This window comes from Conyzicola nivalis, from assembly GCF_040548875.1.
GTDB classification, from domain to species: domain Bacteria; phylum Actinomycetota; class Actinomycetes; order Actinomycetales; family Microbacteriaceae; genus Conyzicola; species Conyzicola nivalis_A.
Map to the genome: position 1 here is coordinate 1678025 of NZ_JBEPSJ010000001.1, position 22835 is coordinate 1700859.

Annotated in this window: 17 protein-coding genes; 1 reads left to right on the forward strand and 16 read right to left on the reverse strand. The window is 68.6% G+C overall.

Annotation, left to right across the window (positions count from 1 at the left end; genetic code table 11):
• Positions 1-29 precede the first annotated feature (29 nt).
• A complete protein-coding gene (locus ABIE21_RS08230; protein ID WP_354024424.1) occupies positions 30-533 on the forward strand; it encodes a DUF3515 domain-containing protein in 504 nt (167 codons plus the stop codon).
• 303 nt (positions 534-836) lie between these two features.
• On the opposite strand, the gene ABIE21_RS08235 is transcribed toward ABIE21_RS08230, so the two are convergent.
• The 16 genes from ABIE21_RS08235 to ABIE21_RS08310 form a co-directional block, all read right to left on the reverse strand.
• Complete coding sequence (locus ABIE21_RS08235; protein ID WP_354024287.1) at positions 837-1967, reverse strand: hypothetical protein; 1131 nt, start codon at positions 1965-1967, stop codon at positions 837-839.
• 60 nt (positions 1968-2027) lie between these two features.
• The gene (locus ABIE21_RS08240) at positions 2028-3572 is read right to left on the reverse strand and encodes a UDP-N-acetylmuramoyl-tripeptide--D-alanyl-D-alanine ligase (RefSeq protein ID WP_354024288.1); all 1545 of its coding nucleotides are present in this window, start codon (positions 3570-3572) and stop codon (positions 2028-2030) included.
• Entirely contained in the window at positions 3569-4306 is a 738-nt protein-coding gene (locus ABIE21_RS08245; protein ID WP_354024289.1) for an alpha/beta fold hydrolase, read from the reverse strand. Before ABIE21_RS08245 ends, ABIE21_RS08240 begins: the two co-directional genes overlap by 4 nt.
• Before the next feature lie 2 nt (positions 4307-4308).
• The gene (locus ABIE21_RS08250; RefSeq protein WP_354024290.1) at positions 4309-5343 is read right to left on the reverse strand and encodes an NAD(P)H-dependent glycerol-3-phosphate dehydrogenase; all 1035 of its coding nucleotides are present in this window, start codon (positions 5341-5343) and stop codon (positions 4309-4311) included.
• Positions 5333-6082, reverse strand: a complete 750-nt coding sequence (locus ABIE21_RS08255) for a lysophospholipid acyltransferase family protein (protein WP_354024291.1) — start codon at positions 6080-6082, stop codon at positions 5333-5335. The genes ABIE21_RS08250 and ABIE21_RS08255 overlap by 11 nt, the downstream gene beginning before the upstream one ends.
• A gap of 7 nt (positions 6083-6089) precedes the next feature.
• Positions 6090-7457, reverse strand: coding sequence for a UDP-N-acetylglucosamine 1-carboxyvinyltransferase (gene murA, locus ABIE21_RS08260; RefSeq protein ID WP_354024292.1), 1368 nt, complete (start codon positions 7455-7457; stop codon positions 6090-6092).
• Positions 7458-7509: 52 nt separating this feature from the next.
• Positions 7510-8121 carry a 3-isopropylmalate dehydratase small subunit gene (gene leuD, locus ABIE21_RS08265; RefSeq protein WP_354024293.1) on the reverse strand — a complete coding sequence of 204 codons (612 nt, stop codon included), beginning with the start codon at positions 8119-8121 and terminating at the stop codon, positions 7510-7512.
• Complete coding sequence (leuC, locus tag ABIE21_RS08270; RefSeq protein WP_354024294.1) at positions 8121-9614, reverse strand: 3-isopropylmalate dehydratase large subunit; 1494 nt, start codon at positions 9612-9614, stop codon at positions 8121-8123. The genes leuD and leuC overlap by 1 nt, the downstream gene beginning before the upstream one ends.
• Positions 9615-9777: 163 nt before the next feature.
• Positions 9778-10572 carry an FHA domain-containing protein gene (locus ABIE21_RS08275; RefSeq protein WP_354024295.1) on the reverse strand — a complete coding sequence of 265 codons (795 nt, stop codon included), beginning with the start codon at positions 10570-10572 and terminating at the stop codon, positions 9778-9780.
• A gap of 148 nt (positions 10573-10720) precedes the next feature.
• Positions 10721-11446 (reverse strand): GPP34 family phosphoprotein, encoded by a 726-nt coding sequence (locus tag ABIE21_RS08280; protein ID WP_354024296.1) that lies wholly within the window; start codon positions 11444-11446, stop codon positions 10721-10723.
• Positions 11443-12105, reverse strand: coding sequence for a GPP34 family phosphoprotein (locus ABIE21_RS08285; protein ID WP_354024297.1), 663 nt, complete (start codon positions 12103-12105; stop codon positions 11443-11445). Before ABIE21_RS08285 ends, ABIE21_RS08280 begins: the two co-directional genes overlap by 4 nt.
• Complete coding sequence (locus tag ABIE21_RS08290; RefSeq protein ID WP_354024298.1) at positions 12102-14423, reverse strand: DUF3488 and transglutaminase-like domain-containing protein; 2322 nt, start codon at positions 14421-14423, stop codon at positions 12102-12104. The genes ABIE21_RS08285 and ABIE21_RS08290 overlap by 4 nt, the downstream gene beginning before the upstream one ends.
• Positions 14420-15820, reverse strand: coding sequence for a DUF58 domain-containing protein (locus ABIE21_RS08295; RefSeq protein WP_354024299.1), 1401 nt, complete (start codon positions 15818-15820; stop codon positions 14420-14422). Before ABIE21_RS08295 ends, ABIE21_RS08290 begins: the two co-directional genes overlap by 4 nt.
• Before the next feature lie 8 nt (positions 15821-15828).
• A complete protein-coding gene (locus ABIE21_RS08300; RefSeq protein WP_354024300.1) occupies positions 15829-16797 on the reverse strand; it encodes an AAA family ATPase in 969 nt (322 codons plus the stop codon).
• 43 nt (positions 16798-16840) lie between these two features.
• Positions 16841-22405 carry an Ig-like domain-containing protein gene (locus tag ABIE21_RS08305; RefSeq protein ID WP_354024301.1) on the reverse strand — a complete coding sequence of 1855 codons (5565 nt, stop codon included), beginning with the start codon at positions 22403-22405 and terminating at the stop codon, positions 16841-16843.
• Positions 22406-22491: 86 nt separating this feature from the next.
• The gene (locus tag ABIE21_RS08310) at positions 22492-22758 is read right to left on the reverse strand and encodes a hypothetical protein (protein WP_354024302.1); all 267 of its coding nucleotides are present in this window, start codon (positions 22756-22758) and stop codon (positions 22492-22494) included.
• Positions 22759-22835 lie beyond the last annotated feature (77 nt).

The following is a 22835-nucleotide window of genomic DNA, read 5'->3' on the forward strand; positions in this document are numbered from 1 at the left end:
TCACACGGTAGCCTGAACCGGTGAAATCGATGCTCCGCCTGACCGCCGTCACCCTGATCGCCCTCGGAGCCCTCACGGGCTGCGCGCAGACGGTCAACTTCGAACCGGCAGCGGACGCGAAGAACCCCGGATGCGCCGAGATCATGGTGCGCCTGCCCGAGACCGTGGGCGACCTGCCGCTGCGCGAGACCAACTCGCAGGGCACGGGTGCGTGGGGCACGCCCGACGCTTCGGTGCTGCTGCGGTGCGGTGTCGCGATCCCCGACCGGGCGAGCATCCTGCCGTGCGTGCTCGTCGAGAACGTCTACTGGCTGCGCGACGACGCCGACGCCCCGAACTACGTGTTCACGACCTACGGACGTGAGCCCGCGACCGAGGTCATCGTCAACCGCGACAAGGTCTCGCCCGGGTCGGCGCTGTTCGAGCTCGTCGACGCCGTCGAGTCGACGACCGAGACTGCGCAGTGCACCGAGATCGAAGACAGTCTGGGCGCCCCGACGCAGACCGAGACGCCGACGACACCTGCGCCGTAGAACAGAGGGGCAAGGATCCGACGTACACGCACCCGCTAAACCTCGGAAGTCTGCCCCACAGCTCGCCGTGCCCTCGCACAGACAGCAGAGGGGCAAGGATCCGACGTACACGCACCCGCTAAACCTCGGAAGTCTGCCCCACAGCTCGCCCTGCCCCCGCACAGACAGCAGAGGGGCAAGAATCCGACGTACACGCACCCGCTGAACGTCGGAAGTCTGCCCCGCAGCTCGCCGTGCCCCCGCAGCTCGCCGCAGCTCGCCGCAGGGTGCGGCCAGTCGTGCGGGGCCGGGGGCTGGGGGGCTCTAGGCCCGCGGGCCGTCGAGGCCGACGAGCTTGCCAGCGATGCCGCCGGCGGCGCGCAGCGCGGCCCCGGAGCCGAAGCCCGAGGCGGGCAGCACGACGCGACGGTCGCGGGCCTCGACGAGAGCGTCCTTCAGAACCGTGGCCGCGGGCACCTGCGGGGCCCACAGGTAGAGCGACATCGCGCCGGGGATCGAGTTGACCTCGTTGACGAAGAGAGATCCGGATGCTTCATCCAGCAGCAGATCCACGCGGACGACGCCGGTGAGCGCCGTGACCTCGGCCACGCGCGTGGCCAGCTCGGCGGCCAGGGTCGCGATCGCGGGGTCGACGTCGGCGGGGAACTCGCGCGGGGCGCTCGAGAGGCCGGCCTCGGCTCCGGCGCCTCCGGAGAGGTACTTCTCGGCGTAGGAGTACAGCCCGCTCTCGGAGGAGCTGCGCACGGGCTTCTCGAGCGCCGTGACCTCGAGCTGCGGGTAGGTGCGGAACGAGATGTTCAGGTCGACGAGCTCGGGCCGGTACGGCTCGACCACGGCACCGGCACGCAGGTGCGCCGAGGCGCGGGCGATCGCGCGAGCGGCATCCGCGTCTTCGACGATCTCTATGCCGATCGACGATCCGCCGAAGCGGGGCTTGACGATGTACGGGCCGGGGAACGACGGCGCGCGGGTGGGCGAGAGCAGCTCGCGGCGGAGCGCCGGGATGCCGGCGACCTCCATGAGGCCGCCGAAGGCCAGCTTGTCCATGCCGACGGCGCCCGCGAACAGCGTGGAGCCGGTGGCGGGGATGCCGAGGAGGGTGAACAGCGCCGCCGCTCCCCCGCCCTCGCCGACGCCCCCGTGCAGGGTGAGCAGCACGGCGGAGATATCGAGCGCCCGCTTCTTCACGTAGAGGCCGGTGTCGCCGGACAGGCGCACGTCGACGGCCTTCGCGCCCTTGGGCACGCCGTTCAGGTAGTCCTTGGCCTCGGTCGCGGCCGGCACGAGCCACCAGTCACCGTTCGGCGCCCAGTAGATCGGCAGCACCTGCTCGCCGCTCGCGGTGAGCACTCGCTCGGACTGCAGACCGGTGAGGATCGAAATCTCGTGCTCGGGCGACGGCCCGCCAAACAGAACTGCCCAGGGAGAACTCACGGGTAACCATCCAAAACGTCGTTCAGCCGCACGCGTCTTCTGCTGGCCCGGTGCGGCTGGTTACGGGTAGTGGTCCGGCAGGTCGTTCTCATAGAGGATAACGCCTCGGTCGCCGGCCTGATCGAGCGCCGCAGCGACGGCCTCGGTTCTGCGGTCGAAAATCCTCACGGGACCGCCGACGGATCCCGCGCCGGCGGTGAGGGCGGCGCGGTTCGTGCGGGCGATCGCGAACAGGTGGCCGCCGGCCGCTGCGATGGATGCTGCGAACTCGGTGTTGCGCTGCACCTGCACGCTGCCCAGCTCGACCATGCCGGGGGTGACGACGACGAGGGGTCCCCCGCGCTCGGCGGCGATCGCGGCGGCGCCCTCGAGCGCGCGCTGCGCGCCCACCGGGTTGGAGTTGTAGGTGTCGTCGATGACGACGACGCCGCTCTCGGCGTGCTGCACCTCGGCGCGGTGCGGCGAGTCGGGCAGGGCGTCGAGCCTGGTGGCGATCGCGGAGAGGGGGATCTCGAGCGCGTGCGCGATGCCCACCGCGACCGCGAGGTTCACGGCGTGGCCGACGCCGGGGATGACGACCGTGGCCGTCGAACGCGCGGCGCCCTCGCGCACCGAGATGGTCTCCCCCGCGGCATCCACGACGACGTCGGCGTCTGTTCCCGGCACGGTCGACACGGTGATGACTCGCTTGCTCTCTGCGCGGCATCTCTCGGCCAGTCCGGCGAGCAGCGGGTCGTCGATCGGCAGCACCACGGTGCGGGCCTTCTCGGTGATCTCCGACTTGGCCTGGAAGATCACGTCGCGGCTGCCCATGCGGGCCAGGTGGGCCTCGCCGATGGTGGTGATCGCGGCGATGTCGGGCGGGAAGCTCTCGCTCAGCTCGCGGATCTCACCGCGGCCGTAGACGCCCATCTCGGCGATGAACACCTCGGTGCCGGGAACGACGCGGTCGTTGACGGCTCGCGAGAGGCCGAGCAGGTTGTTGAAGCTGGCGGGAGAGGCGACGACGGAGAACGCGCTCGACAGGAGGTGCGCCACATATCCCTTCGTCGACGTCTTGCCGTAGGAGCCGGTGATCGCGACCACGGTCGGTGCGACCTGCTTGATGCGCTTGCGTGCGCTGAGCATCCACTTGCGTGACAGGCGCTTCTCGACGGGCTTCATGATGGCCAGCGCGAGGTCGGTGATGCGCGGCGCAAGCAGAAGGGTGAGTGCCACGCCCGTCGAACCGACGACGAAGACGAGGGCGGCCCCGACGACGGCGACGAGCACGATCCACGCCACGAGCAGTCGCTTGAGGCGGTCGGTCCAGGCGAGCGGGGCGCTCGTGCCGCGCACCTTGAGGCCGATGGGCAGGAAGGCGAGCAGGATGACGGCGGCGATCGCGAAGCCGCTGAAGTAGCGCAGCACGGAGACCGCCGTCAGCACCACGACGAGCGCGGTGAGGATGGCGTTCACCGGACTGACCCGGATCCACAGCCAGGCGAGCCGCGACACCCAGGGGGCGATGTAGTGCTCGCGCTGGGCGACACGCAGCCAGCGGCCCGCGACGGGCACGGTCGCGGCGATGCCGATCACGATGGTGAGGACGGTGATGGGGGTCATGCGGATACCTCGTCGATCAGGGCGAGCAGTTCGGAGCGCACTGCCGTGCGCAGGTCGCCGTCGAGCAGGTGGCCGGCACCGGGCACGACGCGGAAGGTCGATCCGGCGATGCGCTCGGAGGCGGCGGCACCAGCGTCGGCGGGGGCGCTGGTGTCGTTCTCGCCCCACACCATGCGCACGGGCACGCGGATGGCGGCGAGCTGCTCGTCGTAGGTCTCGCCGACGACGCGCACGAGGATGTTGCGCATCACGCCCTGGGCGGCGAGGTAGTCGGCCGAGCCGTGCTTGCGCCGCTGGTTCTCGAGCACCGACTTGGGCACGACGCCCGCCTTCGCGAGGGAGCGCACTACGCGGAATCCGATGGCGGGTCTGGGCGCGGCCTTCAGGCGCACGAGCGGGACGCCGGTGAGCACCATCCCCGCGACGAGGTGCGGGTACTTCTGGGCGAGGTGCACGGCGACGCGTCCGCCGAAGGAGTGGCCGACGACGATCACGGGCGCCGAGCCCTCGAGCGCCTGCGCGAGCGCGTCGGCGTACTGCTCGCTGCCCCACGCCTCGGCGGGGGCCGTGGTGATGCCGAAGCCCCACAGGTGCGGAGAGACGGCGTCGAGGCCGTCGACGATGGCGGCGAAGTCGGCTCCGCTGCGAGCCCAGCCGTGCAGGGCCACCACGGTGGCAGGGGTGGCGCCGGTCTTCTCTACGAGGAGGTCGCCGGATCCGAGGGTGCTCAGCATCGTCACTCCCCCTGGGGCATCGGGTCGGTGGTCAGGTGCGGCGCGATGTCGCGCGGGTCCATAGTGCCGGCGAGCACCTCTGCCACCTGGCTGACGATCGGCATCTCGACGCCCTTGGATAGCGCGAGCTCGAGGATCGGCGCGACCGACGACAGGCCCTCTGCCGTCTGGTTCATCTGCTTGACGACGTCGCTGAACGTGTAGCCCTGCCCGAGCAGCCGGCCCGCGGTGTTGTTGCGCGAGAGCGACGACTCGCAGGTGGCGATGAGGTCGCCGAGCCCGGCGAGGCCGGCGAGCGTCTCGGCGCGCCCGCCGAACGCGACGGCGAAGTCGGTCATCTCGACGAGGCCGCGGGTGATGATGGACGCCTTGGTGTTCTCGCCATAGCCGACGCCGTCGACGATGCCGATGGCCACGGCGATGAGGTTCTTGAGCACTCCGCCGAACTCGGTGCCGATCACGTCGGTGTTCACGAACGAGCGGAAGTACGGGTTCGTCGCGGTCATGGCGACGAGAGTCGCGGTCGCGAGGTTCGCCGACGACACGACGGCGGCGGTCGGCTGCTCCTTGGCGATCTCGAGTGCGAGGTTGGGCCCGGAGACGACGGCGACCCGGTCGTCGCCGATGCCGAGCTCCTGCTCGATGACCTCGCTCATGCGGTAGCCGGTGCCCTTCTCGACACCCTTCATGAGCGACACCACGATCGCGTCGTGGGGCACGAGGTCGCGCACCGCCTTGAGGTTGTCGCGGAGCGTCTGGCTCGGCACCGAGAGGAAGACCTGCTCCGCGCCATCCAGAACCTTTTCCAGACTCGAGGAGCCTCGGATGCTGCGGGGCAGGTTGATCCCGGGAAGGTAGTCGCTGTTGCGCTTCGACTCGGTGATCTCGCGGGCCAGTTCGGGGCGGCGCGCCCATAGGGCGACGTCGGCCCCGCCGTCGGCGAGGATCTTCGAGAAGGTGGTGCCCCACGAGCCCGCGCCGAGGACTGCGACCTTGCGCGCCTTCGCGTCGAGCGTGAGGTGGTCGCTACTGTTCAAAACGTCCGGTGTCCTTCTGGTTGTGTTTGGCCGGATCCCAGCGCTCGGCGGGGGCGGTCTGCCCGCGGAGCTCCTCGAAGATCGCGGTGATCGCGTCCATGACGACGTCGGTCGCCTCGGTGAGCGTAGCGGAATCCAGCTTGCGGCCGGCGAAGGCGGAGAGGTCGACGGCCGGGCCGAAGCGCACGTCGATGGTCTTGCGGGGGAAGACGCTGATCTTCTTCCCGTACCGCGGCATCAGCAGCTGAGTGCCCCAGTGGGCGACGGGGATCACGGGGATGCCCTGCTCGAGGGCGGTGCGCACGGCACCGCTCTTGCCGCGCATCGGCCAGAGGTCGGGGTCGCGGGTGAGCGTGCCCTCCGGGTAGATGACGACCGCGAGGCCCTGGTCGGCGATCTGCCTGGCTGCGGCGAGCGGGTCGCTGCCGCGGGAGCCGGCCCGCTCGACCGGGATCTGCCCCGAGGCGTGCAGCAGCCTGCCCACCACGGGAATCTTGAACAGCGACGCCTTGGCCATGTATCGCGGCATCCGCCCGATCTTCCACATGGCGACGCCGACCACCAGGGGGTCGATCTCGCTGTAGTGGTTGGGGGCGAGCACGAACGCGCCGGTGCGCGGAACGTTCTCGACCCCGCTCAGCCGGAGCTTCGCCATGAGGTTCATCGGCGGCACGGCGATAGCGGCCAGAAGCCGGAAGATCGGTGTCTTCTCCGACCCCGGCCCGCGATCATCGGTCACTGGAGGCTTAGCCTTCGTAGACGAAGTCGGCCCCAAGCGCGCGCAGCTTGTCGATGAAGTGCTCGTAGCCGCGGCTGATGATGCCCACGTTGCTGATGGTCGACTGGCCCTCGGCGGTGAGCGCTGCGATGAGGTGGCTGAATCCGCCGCGCAGGTCGGGAACGCGGATGTCGGCTCCGTGCAGCTTCGTCGGACCGGTGATCACGGCCGCCTGCTCGAGCGGGCGACGGGGCACGCGGCGCGTGACCGACTCGAGGCCGTCTTTGTGCACGACGATGTCGGCGCCCATCTCGATGAGCGCGTCGGTGAATCCGAAGCGGTTCTCGTAGACGGTCTCGTGGACGACGGAGATGCCCTGCGCCTTGGTGAGGGCGACGATGAGGGGCTGCTGCCAGTCGGTCATGAATCCGGGGTGCACGTCGGTCTCTACGACGACGGGCTTGAGCTCGCCACCGGGGTGGTAGAAGCGGATGCCGTCTTCGTGGATGTCGAACGCGCCGCCGACCTTGCGGAAGATGTTGAGGAAGTTCATCAGCTCGGCCTGCTTGGCGCCGCCGACGAAGATGTCGCCCTCGGTGGCCAACGCGGCGGAGGCCCAGCTGGCTGCCTCGTTGCGGTCGAAGAGGGCGCGGTGGTTGTAGCCCTCGAGCTTGTCGACGCCCTCGATGAAGATCACGCGGTTGGGCTCGACGTTGATGATCGCGCCCATCTTCTGCAGGATCGCGATGAGGTCCATGATCTCGGGCTCGATGGCGGCGTTCTTGAGCTCGGTGACGCCCTTCGCGCGCACGGCGGTGAGCAGCACCTGCTCGGTCGCGCCGACGCTCGGGTACGGGAGTTCGATCTCGGCGCCGCTGAGGCCGTTGGGCGCGGTGAGGCGGATGCCCTCGTAGCTCTTGTCGACGACGGCACCGAAGGCGCGCAGGGCGTCGAGGTGGAAGTCGATGGGGCGGTCGCCGATGCGGCAGCCGCCGAGGTCGGGGATGAGCGCTTCGCCGAGACGGTGCAGCAGCGGGCCGCAGAACAGGATGGGGATGCGGCTGGACCCTGCGAGAGCGTCGATCTTGGAGAAGTGCGCCTTCTCGACATTGCTCGGGTCGAACGTCAGCTCGCCCTCCGCGGTCGTGGTGACCGAGACGCCGTAGGCCTCGAGCATTCCGGTGACGACGCCGACATCGCTGATGTCGGGAACGTCGCGTAGAACCGACGGGCTCTCGGCGAGGAGGGCGGCGACCATGGCCTTCGTCGCGAGGTTCTTGGCCCCGCGTACTTCGATGCGACCACGCAGCGGCTTTCCGCCATTGATCACGATCTTGTCGGACTTCAATCCGACCCTCTCACCAGCCTTGTGGGCATCTTGCACAAGAGAATTCATTCACACACCTTCACTGCTTATTCGCGAGCGTTTGTCGTCTCGCGAGCTTTGACTATTTAGCGGGGAGGGTCTGTGGTCGCCAGCTTTCGCGGCGAGCTTCGAACTCCGTTATTTGCGCTTCATCACGCAGTGTTAACCCGATGTCATCCAAGCCTTCGAGCAAGCGCCACCTAGTGTAGTCATCGATCTCGAAAGGAACGGTGAGAGTACCGACTCGCACCTGACGTGCAACCAGATCGACGGCGATCTCTATTCCCGGCGTCGCGTCGATGAGGGCCCAGATCTTCTCGATCTCAGACTCGTCGATCTGAGCGGCCAGCAGGCCCTGCTTTCCGGAGTTGCCCCGGAAGATGTCGCCGAAGCGCGGGCTGATGACGGCCTGGAAGCCGTAGTCGCGCAGCGCCCACACGGCGTGCTCGCGGCTGGATCCGGTGCCGAAGTCGGGACCGGCGACGAGGATGCGCGCCCCGGTTCCGGGCTCGGCTGCGAAGGGCGCGACGTTGAGGACGAACTCCGGGTCTTGCCGCCACTGGTAGAACAGGGCGTCGTCGAAGCCGGTCTTGGTCACGCGCTTGAGGAACTGCGCAGGGATGATCTGGTCGGTGTCGACGTTGGAGCGCTTGAGCGGCACGCCGATGCCGGTGACGGTCGTGATCTTGTCCATTACGCGTTCACCCCTTCGGTGGTCTCGGTCGCTGAGCCTGTCGAAGCGTCGATGTCTGCGCCTGTGCCTGTCGAAGCGTCGATGTCCCACGGCGACGACAGTGTGCCGCGGATCGCGGTCGCGGCGGCGACGAGCGGCGACACCAGGTGGGTGCGCCCGCCCTTGCCCTGGCGGCCCTCGAAGTTGCGGTTCGAGGTCGACGCGCAGCGCTCCCCCGGTGCCAGCTGGTCGGGGTTCATGCCGAGGCACATGGAGCAGCCGGCGAAACGCCATTCCGCGCCGAAGTCCTTGACGATCTGGTCGATGCCCTCTGCCTCGGCCTCGATGCGCACTCGGGCGCTCCCCGGCACGACCATGACGCGCACGCCGTCGGCCTTCTTCTTGCCCTTGATGATGGACGCGAAGGCGCGCAGGTCTTCGATGCGGCTGTTCGTGCACGAACCCATGAACACGGCGTCGACGTGGATGTCCTTCATCGGAGTGCCCGCGGCTATGTCCATGTACTCGAGCGCGCGCTCGGCGGCCGAGCGCTCGTTCGGGTCGGCGATGTCGGCCGGGTCGGGCACGGGTTCGCTCAGCGAGACGCCCTGTCCTGGGTTCGTGCCCCAGGTGACGAACGGCTCCAGCTCGTTGGCGTCGAGGAACACCTCGGCGTCGAACACGGCGTCGTCGTCGGTGGCCAGCGTGTCCCAGTACGCGACTGCGTCGTCCCAGTCTTGGCCGGTCGGCGCGTGCGGGCGACCCTTCAGGTAGTCGTAGGTGGTCTGGTCGGGTGCGACCATGCCCGCGCGGGCTCCGGCCTCGATCGACATGTTGCAGATCGTCATGCGGCCCTCCATGGAGAGCGAGCGGATGGCGCTACCGCGGTACTCGAGCACGTAGCCTTGCCCGCCGCCGGTTCCGATCTTCGCGATGACGGCGAGGATGATGTCCTTCGCGGTCACGCCGGGGCGCAGCTCGCCCTCGACCGTGATCGCCATGGTCTTGAACGCCTTCAGCGGCAGGGTCTGCGTGGCGAGAACGTGCTCGACCTCGCTCGTTCCGATGCCGAAGGCCATCGCGCCGAACGCGCCGTGCGTCGACGTGTGGCTGTCGCCGCAGACGACGGTGATGCCCGGCATCGTGAGGCCGAGCTGCGGGCCGACGACGTGCACGATGCCCTGTTCGATGTCGCCGAGCGAGTGGAGCCGAACGCCGAACTCTGCAGCGTTGTTACGCAGCGTCTGGATCTGCGTGCGGCTCGTCAGGTCGGCGATCGGCTTGTCGATCGCGAGCGTCGGCGTGTTGTGGTCTTCCGTGGCGATCGTCAGGTCGAGTCGGCGAACGGGGCGCCCCGCGAGACGCAGGCCGTCGAAGGCCTGCGGGCTGGTGACCTCGTGCAGCAGGTGCAGGTCGATGTAGATGAGGTCGGGGGAGCCGTTTTCGCCTTTGACGACGAGATGGTCGTCCCAGACCTTCTGTGCCAGCGTGCGAGGGGCAGAAGTGCTTGTCATAAGAGCGGTCCTTCTTCTTTTCGAGTGGTCAGCCAACGAAGGATCTCCGCGACGAGGAGGGCCGTATGACTAGGCCTCGTCGCGGCGACGAAGGAGGAGAAGCCGCTCGAAATGCATCCCCCGAGAGTATCACCACACTCGTGTGGGCGTCGCTAAGGCACGCTCAGCCGCGTTCGACCCGCAGCACGTAGTCGCCGAGTTCCAGGTCGACGCCGGCCGCGAGCGGTGCGCGGGTTCCCGGCACGACCTCGACGACCTCGTCCTCGGACGCGACGACGTAGACGCCGTTGGTGGATCCGAGGTCGTGCACCCACAGGTCGTCGCCGTCGACCTCGAGCAGCGCGTGCGTCTTCGACACCGACCGGGTCGAGTCGGCGACGCCGAGCAGCGTGGCCGTGGGCCAGTCGACGGATGCCGCGGGGTTGCGTCCCACGAGCACGGTGCCGTCGAGATAGATGGGGTCGCCGCCTCCCGGGAGCACGAGCCGCCAGGCCAGTCGTTGCGCAGGGGCGGCGACCGCGGTCGGGGCGGTGGGCGGGGCCGGCGCTTCGACAGGCTCGGCGACCGGAACGGACTCGGCAGTCGGGGCGGGCGCTTCGACAGGCTCAGCGACCGGGGTTGGCTTAGCGACCGGGGCGGGCACTTCGACAGGCTCAGCGACCGGGGTCGGCTCGGCGACCGGGGTCCGCTCTGCGGGCTCGGGGCGGGCGGGCGCGACGATCGGCATGGCGACGGGGGCCCCGATGACCGTGGGCACGAAGACGATCTCGGGCGCCGGTTCACGCGTCGGCGGAGTGCGCGCGGGGATCTTGAACGTGCCGGAGTCGAGCGCGATGCCCGGGGGCAGCGAGATGAAGTCCTCTTCGGGTGGCGTCGCGGCCGGGATCGGGGCAGACTCGGCGGCCGCCGCTGCGCCCGGCGGCGGCATCGCGATGAAGTCTCTGTCGTCCGTGCTCACCCGAGCAATGCTAACGGTTTACGATCCGTTTCCTCTTCCGCGGGAGTGCATTTATGCCCCGTTTGCACGGCGAAAAGGGTACACAAGTGCACTCTCGTGGCGGCCGTGTAGCACGCCGAGCGCGACTGGCCAGCCGAGCCGGTGCTCCTCAATGTCCGCCGCCCGAGTGGGCGGCTCTCAGTGCGGAGAGAACGCCCGCGACGTCGTCGCCCGAGCCACCGAGCTGCGTATCCGCCGCTGGTCTGCGTCTGGCGGCCAGGTTCACAATCCGCGATTGGAAGGCGTTGCGTTCGGCCGGGCCGGTCAGCGGACCGAAGTAGGCCCAGATATTGGAGTCGTGGATGACCGCAGCCATGAGGCACTCACGATCCGTCGGCTCCTTCGCCCGGTAGTAGACCGCCTCGAACCGATCCCGGATCGCGTTGTCGAGTTCGACATCGACCGGCTCGAACCGGTAATCGCGCGTGAAAGGTCCGAAGCTCGTGGTGCGTTCGACGACGAGGCCGCGCTCCACGAGCCCGTCGGTGACCGCGCGCATCGTGTTTCCGTCGAGCAGCCACCAGGAGAGCGCTTTGTCTGAGCGTCTTCCACTGGCTATCTCGGCCAACAGGCCGTCGGCTGCGTCGTCGCCCGTAAGTTCGCTCGACAGGGCACGCAGACCGAACGTCGTGAGCACCGGCGACGTCGCCTTCCGGGCAACGAGGCCGACCCGGCCGAGCTCGACCAGCTCGATGATCAGCGACGCACGGAACATCGCCATCAGCGATCCGCTCGGATCGGCCGATCGGGACTGTCGCTTCCTAGTGTCCCGGCGGAACGACAAGATCACCAGTTCTTCGGTGAGGGTCAGCCGCTGGCCGCTCGGCGCGGTCACTGGGATTCCGCCAGGTAGCCCTCGGCCGCGAGGATCCTGCCCATGGTGGCAGCGGTGTTCGGCGGATACCAGTCGCGCGTGATCCGGCTGCCTATCGGTCCGGTCTCGCCGCGGTAGAGGTTCCCCGAGCTGCGCAGCAGGTCGACGACGGCGCCGAGTCGCGGGTCGGCCACCGTGTCGGGGAGCGTTCTCGCACGCTTAAGTACCGCGCGCCGAGCCTCCACCGCTTCGAGGTCGACGATCTCGAGGTGGCTCCCTCGACGCTCGGGCTTGCCGACCGTGCGGGTGAGGCCACGGGCCTCGAGCGCCGCGTGCAGCTGCACGGTGACGTCGAGTCGAGTCGCGAGGATCGCGCGGTGCGTCTGCCAGGGGCGGCCACGTTTGACGATCGCCCGCATGGCCGAGTCGAGGATCGGATTGCCGGTCGGCGTTGCGTCGGTTACCGTGACCAGTCCCATCTCGTCGACGAAGAACCCTTTCTTCGCCACCGAGGAGATGCGCCCGAGCAGGGTCAGTTCGATGAACGCCCCGGCGACCGGCACAACCGTGTTGAAGTCGAGCCGGCCGGGATCATGGTTCAGCATCAGCTGCACGTCTTCGGCAATTGTCGTCGTCGTCGCATCGCGGTCGGCCGCCGGCTGTGCGGGCGCGGTGGTCACCTTCGGGGTCCGCCGCGGCGGATGCGGTAGCGGCTGAGGATGCGGCGGCCGCGGGTGACGGCGCCGCGAGCGACAGCGACGGCGGCGAGGGCCTCGGTCCAGACCTTCTCGCTGCGTTCCTCGTCGACATCCTGCCCGTCGAAGACCGCCTCGTCGGCGGCGGCGGCGAGCGATCGGAGCCGCACGGGCTGCTCCGCCAGCTGGGCCTGAAGACGGTCGGCGATCATCAGCCGGGTCGACCGGCGTGGCACGTCGTAGCCGAGCTCCGAGTACTGGTCGAGCAGCTCCGCCCAGGCGCCGGCGACCCGGTCGGGGCCGCGTTCGGCCTCGCGCCGCTTGCGCGCACGGCGGGCCTTGATCGCGCCGATGATCAGCAGCGGGATGAAGATGATGACGGCGGGGATGAGCAGGCTGAGACCGACGGCCCACACCCAGCCGGGAAGCACAAAGGGGTCTCCGTTGTCGTCTTCGTCGCTCTCCTCGAGCTCGACCGGGGTGAGCAGGTCCTCGTCGTCGTTATCGGAGCGCGGGGGCTGGCGCACCTGCGGTTGCGGCTCACTCTGCGGCTTGGGCACCTGCGCCTGCGGGATGTCTGTCTCTTCGGGGGTCGGGTTGAACGACACCCAGCCGACGTCGTCGAAGGCCACTTCGACCCAGGCGGTGACGTCGTCGCCGGTCACGGTGATCTCCGACTCGTCTCCGGTGACCTCCGGGGCGAAGCCCATCACGACACGGGCGGGGTAGCCGAAGCTGCGCGCCATGAGCGCGAACGCCGAGGCGTACTGCTCCTGGTCGCCGATCATCTGCAGCCGGGAGAACAGCTCGGTGACCCGGTCGGCGCCGTGTCCAGCTCTGGACGGCACGGCGTCGGATGCGCGGCCGTGGCTGAGGAACCCGTTCTCGGTCAGGGCGAGCTGGATGGCCGTCAGCTGGGCCATCGGCGTCGAGGCGGTGCCCGCGAACTCCTGGGCCTTGGAGGTCGCGAGGTCGGGTGTCCCGGTGACGGGCGGCAGGGAGAGAGGTGCGGTCGCGGTGTCTTCCAGGTCGGCGGGCGTGATCACGCGCTGCTCCACGGCGTCGAGCCGGTAGCTGTCGCCCTTCGACAGCCCGGAGGTGAGCACGGCCGTGCCGGTCGATCTGTTGTACCGCAGGTCGTCGCCGGCGTTCTCGGCGGAGCCGCCCGTGAACTGCAGATCGGTGAGGTAGCCGACGCTGGGAATCCAGACGTCGTCGTAGCTGTCGATGGTGATCTCGACGTCGCGGCGTACCTCGGGGGTGATGAAGGTCTGGGGCGGGATGGTGCGGCCGACGAGGGCGAAGCTGCCCGAGCCATCCGTCTCGGTCTCCGGCCCGGTCACCGTCCAGAGCTTGCCGGTGAACGAGTCGAGCGTGGCGAGTCGCACGACGTCGCCCGGCTGCAGGCCGCTCACCGTGAAGAGCTTCTCGTCGGTGACCTGCTTCGTGTAGTGCCGGAAGCCGCTGAGCGGGCTCGGGTACTGGAGGGGGTCGAACGGCGGCTCGATCTCCTCGCGCAGCACGAAACGCTCGTCGTTGGCGGGCGCGAGCCAGAAACCGGCGCCGCCGCCGAGCAGCACGGCTCCGGCGACGATGACCGCGGTTCCGGCGATCTTGCGGGTGCGCAGACGCTGGGCGCCGCCCTCGGCGACCGACGCGACGTTGGGGCGACGCCAGCCGAGCCAGATGAGCGCCAGGATGGCGAACACGACGCCGCGCAGTCCCGCCTCGTACGGCTCGTCGGTTCCGATGAGGATGCCGGCGATGTAGAGCGCGACGGGTCCGATCAGGGCGATGCCGAAGCGCCAGGCCGTGCGCGGCTTCGCAGCGATCCACCGGGTGGCGAGGCTCGTGGAGACCAGCGCCACGATCCAGGTGGCGAAGTACGGCACGACCGCGATGTACTGCGGCGCACCGATCGGGGTGCGCAGCGTGACGATGTCTGCCCAGCCGTAGACGGAGCCGACCGCGATGCTCGCGAGCGACTGCAGCGTGGGGAGGAAGCCGAACAGCGCCTGGCCCTGCACGGCGAAGGCGGAGCCGAAGAGGAAGTACGCCACGAGTGCGGCCACGATGGTGACGACGACGTTGAGACGGAACACCGATGCGAGGATGCCGGTGGCCGCGCCGAGCGCGAGCCCGCCGAGCCCCGCGAGCAGGAAGCCGTAGCCGCCGAACGACGGTTCGAAGCCGATGGCGCCGAGCAGGATGAGCACGAGCAGGACGGCGATGTCGACCCAGGTGCGGCCGGTGACGGGGCGCAGGTCGAGGCGTTTCTTCGGAGCTGTGGTCGTCTCGGTCACGAGCTGATTCCCCTGACAAGTCTCGAGAGGTCGTCGAGGTCTCCGATGGTGATGACGGTCAGACCGGCGACGGAGGCGATCTTGGGCTGTGCGCCCAGCTCGACGTGGAAGGCGACCTGGCTGGTGTCCTGGCCGAAGAGCGATTCGACGCTGCGGTACTCGGCCGTGGTCATTCGGGACCCGCCGATCATCATCACGACGCTCGGTGCGGGGAGGCGTTTGGTGCGTTCGCGGGCGAACTCGCGCACGGTGGGGAAGATCTTGCCGACCGGGTCGATGCGGCACGACGAGTCGAGCATCGACGTGACCGACTGGGTGCGCCAGACGCCGGTCTCGCTCACGACGTTCATCTGCACGCCGTCGCGGATCACCTGGGCGGCGATCGATGCGGTGACCGAGATGGCGAGTTCGAACTCCTCCTCGGAAGCGTACAGGTCGTTGCGGGAGGTGTGGATCATCGTGAGCTGCGAGCGCCGTGTCTCGTTGAACTGCCGAACCATGAGCTGGCCGATTCGAGCCGACGTGCGCCAGTGCACGTAGCGCCGGTCGTCGCCGGGAACGTACGGGCGCAGGGCGTGGAACGCGATGTCGTTGTTCGTGATGGTCTTGGAGACCTGCCCCTCGAGGTCGCGCACGAGTCCCGCGGCGGTGGGAAGCAGGCGCACGGTGCGCGGATGCACGAACAGGTCGACGGCGTCGGCCCACTTCAGGGCGCGGCGCAGCAGCCCGAGCTGGTCGCCGCGCACTGACTCGGCGGGGCCGGCCACGATCACGGCGCGCTTGTTGGTCGGCACGGCGAAGAGCTCTTCGTGTTCTTCCTTGGGCTGCATGGCCGGCAGCTGGAACTCCGCGACGCCCTTGCCCACGGGCAGTTCCATACGCGTGGGCGACAGCGGGCGGGGACCGATGTTGGTGACGAGCATGCGTCCCATCGCCCGGTCTCCGACGACGACCCTGCGGGGGTTCAGCTCGACGAGCACGCCGTAGGAGGCCCGGCCGAACAGGAAGACGGTGCTCAGGGCGACGGATGCCAGGAGTACGGTGCCGAGGTAGGTGAACTCCTGCCAGCCGAAGATCGCGCTGAGCGCGATGGAGAGGCCGGAGAACAGCAGCACGAGCCATCCTACGGGCGTGATGACGACGACGACCGGGCCGACGACGACCCAGACGCGGCGGGCGACGGGCACGACCAGGCGCCAGAGCGCGAACAGCCAGCCGCGCACGACGGCGATCCCGCTACGCGACCCGGCGAGCCCGCTCAGCGCGCCGCGACGCAGGCGCCTCGCGCCCGCCGCGGCGGCGACGCGCGACGAGGTGCGCGGCCGCCGTGGCGCGGCGGGGGTCGGCGGAGCCGCGGGCGCGTCGGGCGCCACGGGCGGTTGCTCGGTCGTCGTCATCTGTTGGGTTACGCCGCCCGGTACGCGGGCGGCTCGATGTCGACCAGGATGCGGCTCACGATGTCTTCGGCCTTGACGCCGGCGAACTCGCTCTCGGGATCGAGGATGATGCGGTGCGCGAGCACCGCGACCGCGAGGTCGCGCACGTCGTCGGGGGTGGCGTAGGTGCGTCCCTGGGTGAGGGCCCAGGTCTTGATGGCACGGGCGAGCGCCATCGCACCGCGCATGCTCACGCCGAGCACGACGTCGCGGTTCTTTCGCGTGGCCTCGACGATGTCGTTGAGGTAGTTCATGACCGACTCGTCGACGAAGACCTCGGCGGCGAGGGCGGCCATCGCCACGATCGACTCGGGCTTGATGATCGGCGAGACGAGGGAGGCGCGGGCGCGCGTGGACGAGTCCATGAGCAGGGCGACGGCGATCTTGCTGTCGGGGTAGCCGAGGGTGGTCTTGATCAGGAAGCGGTCGAGCTGCGCCTCGGGGAGCTTGTACGTTCCGGCCTGCTCGACGGGGTTCTGCGTGGCGATCACGAGGAACGGCGCTCCGACGGGGTGGCCCTCGCCGTCGATCGTGACGACGCCCTCCTCCATGACCTCGAGCAGTGCGCTCTGGGTCTTCGGGCTGGCGCGGTTGATCTCGTCGGCGAGCACGATGGAGGCGAAGATCGGTCCCTTGTGAAACTCGAACTTGCCCTTCGACTGGTCGAAGATCTGCACACCGGTGACGTCGGAGGGCAGCAGGTCGGGGGTGAACTGGATGCGCGACGTGGTGCCGTCGAGCGTGTTCGCGAGCGCCTTGGCGAGAACCGTCTTACCGGTGCCCGGGTAGTCCTCGAGCAGCACATGGCCGTCGGAGACGAGCGCGGTGAGCACGAGACGGATCACATGGTCTTTGCCGACGATGGCCTTGTCCACGTTCGCGATGAGCTTCTGGAAGGCGTCGGCGAACCATGTCGCCTGCTCCTGGGTTACTGGCACGTGAGGCCTCTCTGGTTGGTGGGAAAGCGTGGGTGGTCGAGTGTCAGCAATTCGGCATTCCCGCGGTGCTGCCGCTCATGGTGAGGTCGGCCAGGTACCACGTACCGCTGTCGTAGGTCGCGTGGCCGGTGCCGCGAACGATCTTGTACCAGGAGTCGTACGACCCTGCTCCGTTGCGCGGCAGGCGGCAGCTGACGACGACGTTGGTTCCGTTCTGCACGTAGCCCGGGGCCTCACAGCCGGGATTCCCCCACCGACCGCGGAACGACGAGTCTTCGGGGCAGGTGTTCACGTTGGCGGTGAGGGTCCACTCGGACTTGGGCGGGTCGGGTTCCTTCTCGATCGTCACGGTGTTCGATGTGGCCGAGGTGTCGCCGCCCTTGTTGCGCGCGATCACGGTGATCGAGTAGTTGCCCGGGTTCAGGTTCGACGAGGTCGCTCCGGTCGCCGTCGTCGACGCGTAACCGCCGCCGTTGAGCGACCACAGGTAGGTGATGCCCTCTGCCGCTTCGCCGCTGGCCGCGCCCCAGTTCCAGTTGATGTTCGCGGGGGCGTACTGCTTGGTCCGGGTGCCGTTCACGCTGAACGCGGCCGCCTTCGGCTGGTCCCGCACGGAAGCCGCAGCCGAGGTACCAGGCAGGCTCGACTTGCGACCGGTGTTCGTCGCCACGACCGTCACGGTGTAGCTTCCCGCTCCCACACCCGTGATGGTCGCCGTCCTGCCGGTGCCCTTGGCGCCGTTGCTGGCCTCCCAGGCGTATGTGGTCGAGCCGCCGGCGGCATTGACCTCCGGCCAGGTCCAGGTGACGCTCGCGGCAGCCCACTTGTCCTGTGAGGAGAGCACGGGCTGCGGTGTGCCCGGAGTGCCGTACGGAGTGGTCTGGTCGCTGGCGACAGACCAGGCGCCGGGTCCGTGCTCGTTGATGGCACGCGCGACGAACGTGTACGGCTGGCCGTTCTCGAGTCCGCTGATGGTGCAGTCGGCGCCGGCGGTGCAGGTCGTCGGCACGGCGACGCTCGGGTTCGTCGCCACTTCGTAGGAGGTGATCGCCTTTCCGTTGGCGGCCGGGGCGACGAAGCGGAACGTGGCCTGCCTGTCGCCGCCGATGTCGCTCGCCCTCGTCGGTTTGGCCACCTGGTCTGGCACGTCGCTGACGACCAGCCGCACAGTGCCGTTCACTCGCCTGTCGGCGTCTTCTGTGGCGTCTTCCACCGTGTAGACGACCTCGATCACCCCGCTCTTCAGCGAGGGGCTGGGGGTGATCCCGATCGAGTCGGCGGTCTGCTTGAGCGTCGCTGGCTGGCCGGTGTTCTGTACGACGGCCGACACGATGGTGAGTTTCTCGCCGGTCGTCTGGTACGGGTTGGAGTCGTTGACGAGAGGCTTGGCGGTGATGGTTCCGCCGCCCGAACCGCGCCTCATCTCGAGCTCGTCGGTCACGGCGACGGCCAGCGGACGTGAGGATCCGACGACGGTCACGTTGATCTTGCCCGGCACGGTGAACTTGTCCCACCGCAGCGTGACGCCGTAGCTGTAGGTCTGACCCTTCTGCGCGTTGCGTGGCGCCGTGAAAGTCAGTTGCGAGCCGCTGAGGCTGGCCTGGATGGCGTTGGTGCTGACCGAGAGGTCGGAGTAGGTGACCTCCTGCAGGATCTGCGGGTTGTTGTGGCTGGTCGACGCGCGGAGGTCGACGGTCGTGGTCTCGCCCACCTCGACCTGCGTGTTCGGCGTGGTGAAGACCGGGGGCTCGTCACGGAACTCGGGGTCTCCGACCACGATGTTGAGCCGCAGCGGCGCCGATACTCCGGCCGGGTCGTTCTTCGACGCGCCGTCGAAGGCGGTGAAGTTGATCGCCGCGGGTCCGCGATAGTCCTTCGGCGGCGTGAACGTGAGCGTGTCCTTGTCGACGAAGTTCGGTGTGCCGTTGCTCTGCACGGCGCTCACCGACTTCTCGTCGGGAATCCAGGCGTCGCGACCGCTCGGCACGTCGAGGATGTCGGCGAGATCCCACTCGCGGGTCTCGTTCATGTTCACGTACTGGATCGGCAGGGCCGGATCGATGCGCGGCGGGTCGTCGAAGCCCTCCTCGACGGCGGCGGGCACGAGGATGAACGCCATCGCGCTCAACTCGTCGAGCTCGTTCGTCACGCGGTAGGCGATCGCCTGCCGGGTGGGTCCGGGCGTGACCTCGATCGTGCCCTTCTTCTCCAGTTGCACCGCGGCGCTCGCGTTCGGTCCCTCGATCGAGACGACGAGGTCTTTCGTCGGGCCGGAGGGGTTGAACGCGTTGCCATCGAAGACGTCGACCGTGATCGACTTCTTGCCGGCGATCTGCTTCTGCAGGATCGGGATGTCTTCCGCGGTCGGCGGGAGGATGGGGGCGTCGGGCGTCACCTTGACGAGCGCGTAGCTCATCGACTTGCCGCCCAGCGTGTTCGTCAGCTCGTAGCGCAGCGAGAACGACTGCTCGGTGTCGGGAGCGGTGAGCACGAGGTAGCGGCGGCCGACGACCTCGGCGTCGATGCCCTCGGGCACGTCGACCAGATCTTTCGACACCTTGATCGGCGACCCCTGCGGGTCGGAGTCGTTGTTCAGCAGGTCGACCTGGGCGATGCGGCCGGGGCGCACGGCGACCGCGTCGGGGACGGCGTTCGGCTGCTGCATCTCGGTGGGCGGCGGGATCACGGCGATCTTGATCTCCGCGGTGCCCGTGGCGCCGAACGCGTCGTAGACCTCGTAGCTGAAGACGTCGGTGCCGGCTGCGGCCTCGGATGACTCGTAGATGAAGTAGTCGGTGCCGGTGTCCACGATCGCGCCGAACGCGGGGTTCGTCGGGAAGTTGAGCAACTGGGTCGAGTCGCCGTCTGGGTCGATGCCGTTCAGCGGGATGTCGATGCGGATGGACCCGCCCGCCAGCACGCGTCCGGTGAGCGGCGTCGGCACCGGATCGCGGTTGCCCTTCACGTCGAGGCCCGTGACGGTGAATACGGCGGTCGCGGTCGCGGTTTCCTTGAACGGGTCGGTCACCCGGTAGTCGACGCGGTACTCGCCCGGAGTCGTCGGTGCCTGGAAGCGCAGCTTGTTCTTGCTCACGAACGCGAGACCCTCGGCCGGAGGGGTGACGAGCGCCTCGTCGACTGTCATCGTGGAGTCGTCGGGGTGGAAGTCGTTGGCGAGCACGTCGAGCGTGGTGATGTCGCCCACGCGCACGGTCGCGGTGTCGTTCGCCGCGACGGGCGGCTGGTGCTTGGTGAGGGCGGGCACGGGGACGACGGTGATGCCCGCGGTGCCCGTGCTGATGCCGTCGCTGATCGTGTACGTGAAGTTGACCTGCTCGGTCAGGGCGGCCGGCGAGGTGATGCGCACCAGCGTGCTCTCCAGCAGCTCGACGACCAGCCCCTTCGCGGTGAGCTCGGGCGCGACGGCCACCGACTGGACGGCGAGCACACGCCCGTTCGGGCTCACGTCGTTCGACAGCACGGACACCGTCACCGGCTCGTCGCCGCGGAGGTACGCGGTGTCTTTGACCGCGACCGGAGGGATGGATTCGTTCGCTGGCTTGTCGCGCACGTCGATGCGCACGATGCCGACGCTGTTGTTCGCCCCGGCCTGCAGGGTGTACTTGACGTAGTAGACGCCGACGTTTGCCGACGAGAACGATATGGTCTGGGCGTCGGGATTCGAGGATGCGACGGCTCCGCCGCCCGGATCCTCGATGGCGACGAGGGCGAGTTGCGCGCCCGACGGCGACAGGTCGTTGAGCAGCGGCTCGAGCACGACCGTCTCGTTGGCGAACGCGGTCTCGAAGTCGGGGGTGCCGATCGGGTTGAGGGTGCCCGCGGGCTCTACCTTCACGGTGAGCGTCGCCTGCGTGGGCGCACCCCGGCCGTCGCTGACCTGGAACTGCACCTCCTTCTCACCGAGCTCGCTCGTGGCATGGGTGAAGGTGATGAAGCCGTCCGGGGTGAAACGCACCAGGTCGCCCGACTTCGGCGCGGCGCCCACGAGGTACACGTCGTCGCCATCCGGGTCGCGCCAGTTGGTGAGGACGTTGTAGCTCACGGTCTGGTACGCCTCGACGCTGACGCCGGAGTCGCGCACGGAGACGGGCGACTCGTTGCTCGTGTCTGGCACGACTCGAGCCGAGACCCGAGCCTGGGCGACACCGCCGCGGCCGTCGTCGATCGTGTAGGTGAAGGCGATGGTTCCGATGAAGTCGGGGGCCGGAGTGAACTGCAGCGCCCGTCCGCCGTCGATGGGATCCAGGCGCCCGGTCGCCTCGTTGATCGCGTCGTACGCGGAGATCACGAGCACGTCGCCGTCGGGGTCGCTGTCGTTGTCGAGCAGGGCGAGGATCGTGGTGCGCCCGGGCCGGATTCCGAGGTCGTCGTCGATGGCGGTCGGCGGCCTATTGGTCTCGGATCGGTCGGCGAGGGTGTCCTCGAACGACTGGATGGCCGACTTCTCGTCGCCCTCCTCCTCCGACTCCTGCTCCTCGGGCGGGATGATGTCGTCCCAGTTGTCGACCAGGCGCATGTTCTCGTCCATCAACCACGCGTTGCCGTTGGTCAGGTCGTTGAGCGCGATCACCGACCGGTTCACCCGGAACTCCAGCACACCGCCCTGGGTCGGCTCGGGGATCAGCACCACCTCGGGCTTCGCGTCGTCGCAGGACAGCACGTACGTCTGCGCCCCGCCGAACGCCGCGTGCGCGCAACCGTCGAGGTACACCGGAGCAGACACCGCCGTCGGCTCCGTCAACACGGAGTCGATGTTCGCAGGCACGGCCTCGACGTCGCCGCCCTCGAGCTGTACCTTCAGCAGCGAATCCCCTGTGGAGACGAGCACGTCGTCGTTGTCGGCGCTCACCTGCTGAAGGCGGAGCCCCTCGTCGTCGCCGAGCGGGTACACCGTTCCGTCTTCTTTGACGATCTCGTTGGTCGACTGGTCGAAAACCACTGCCTCGTCGCCGACGGCGGTGAGCTGGAACTCGCCGACCGAGGGGAACGTCGTCTTGACGGGTGCGTCGGCGAGGGATGCGACGCGGTAGAGGGCCTTCTTCGCCGAGGACACGGCGAGGATCTCGCCGCTCTTGGTGACCGTGGCCTTGCCGCCCTTGCCGAGCTTCAGCAGCGGCGGGGTGGAGACGAAGTTGAACTGGAGATCGCCCACAGCGGGGATCGCCCACAGGTCGCCGTCGGGCGAGAGGACCGTGAGCACGGTGCCGCCGTAGGCGATATCGGCGTCCTTGGGAACGTCGATCGCCGATGTGACCTCGGTCGAGGCGGGCGACACCGACTCGACCCGGCCGGAGAGGGGGTCGTACATAAAGAGGGTGTCGGCGTCCTGCAGGACATCGAAACTCGCAGAGCCCGCCACCACCGAGCCGTTGAGCTCGTCGATCTGGCGGTTCAACCTGCCGCCGAGGAGTTCTTCGCCGTTGGTCACCCAGACGTCGCGGGAGTTCAGCTGCACGTCGGCGATGGGGAATCCGGGGTGCAACGCGGCAATCGTCAGCGGGATGCCCGCGACGAGCGCGATGACGAGCGCAGACGCAGTTGCCCGGTGGCGCCTCGTCCACGCCCCGACTCCGTTAAGACCCTTCAAGCTCTATTCCCCCAGCATTGACTGATCCCAAGCGTTCGGTCCCCCTGCTCGCGCCGAACGCTTTCCAACCTAACACGGGGCCGTTCTCAGCCGATCTCCGGAGTATGGGTAGTTCTCCCCATACGAGCGGCTACGTGCAGTAGCCCGCGCTGGAACCACCGTCGGCTCGGACTCGTAGGCCGGCCGTTGCCGCCGGCACCGATGGAGCGCTGGGTCGTGTCGGTTCCGGTCGACCATATGTTGTAGGTGCCTCCCGGCATGGCGTAGTGGCCGAGTCCGTCGCTCTGCGGTCCGGCCGCGTCGGCGCGGGCGAGGTAGAACTGCACACGCGTCGAGGCGAGGGGCGCTCTCACGGGTATTCCCGCGGATGTGACGGGGTCGCTGCTGCCGCCGCTGTTGCGCGCGGTGACCGTCAGCGTGTACGTGCCGC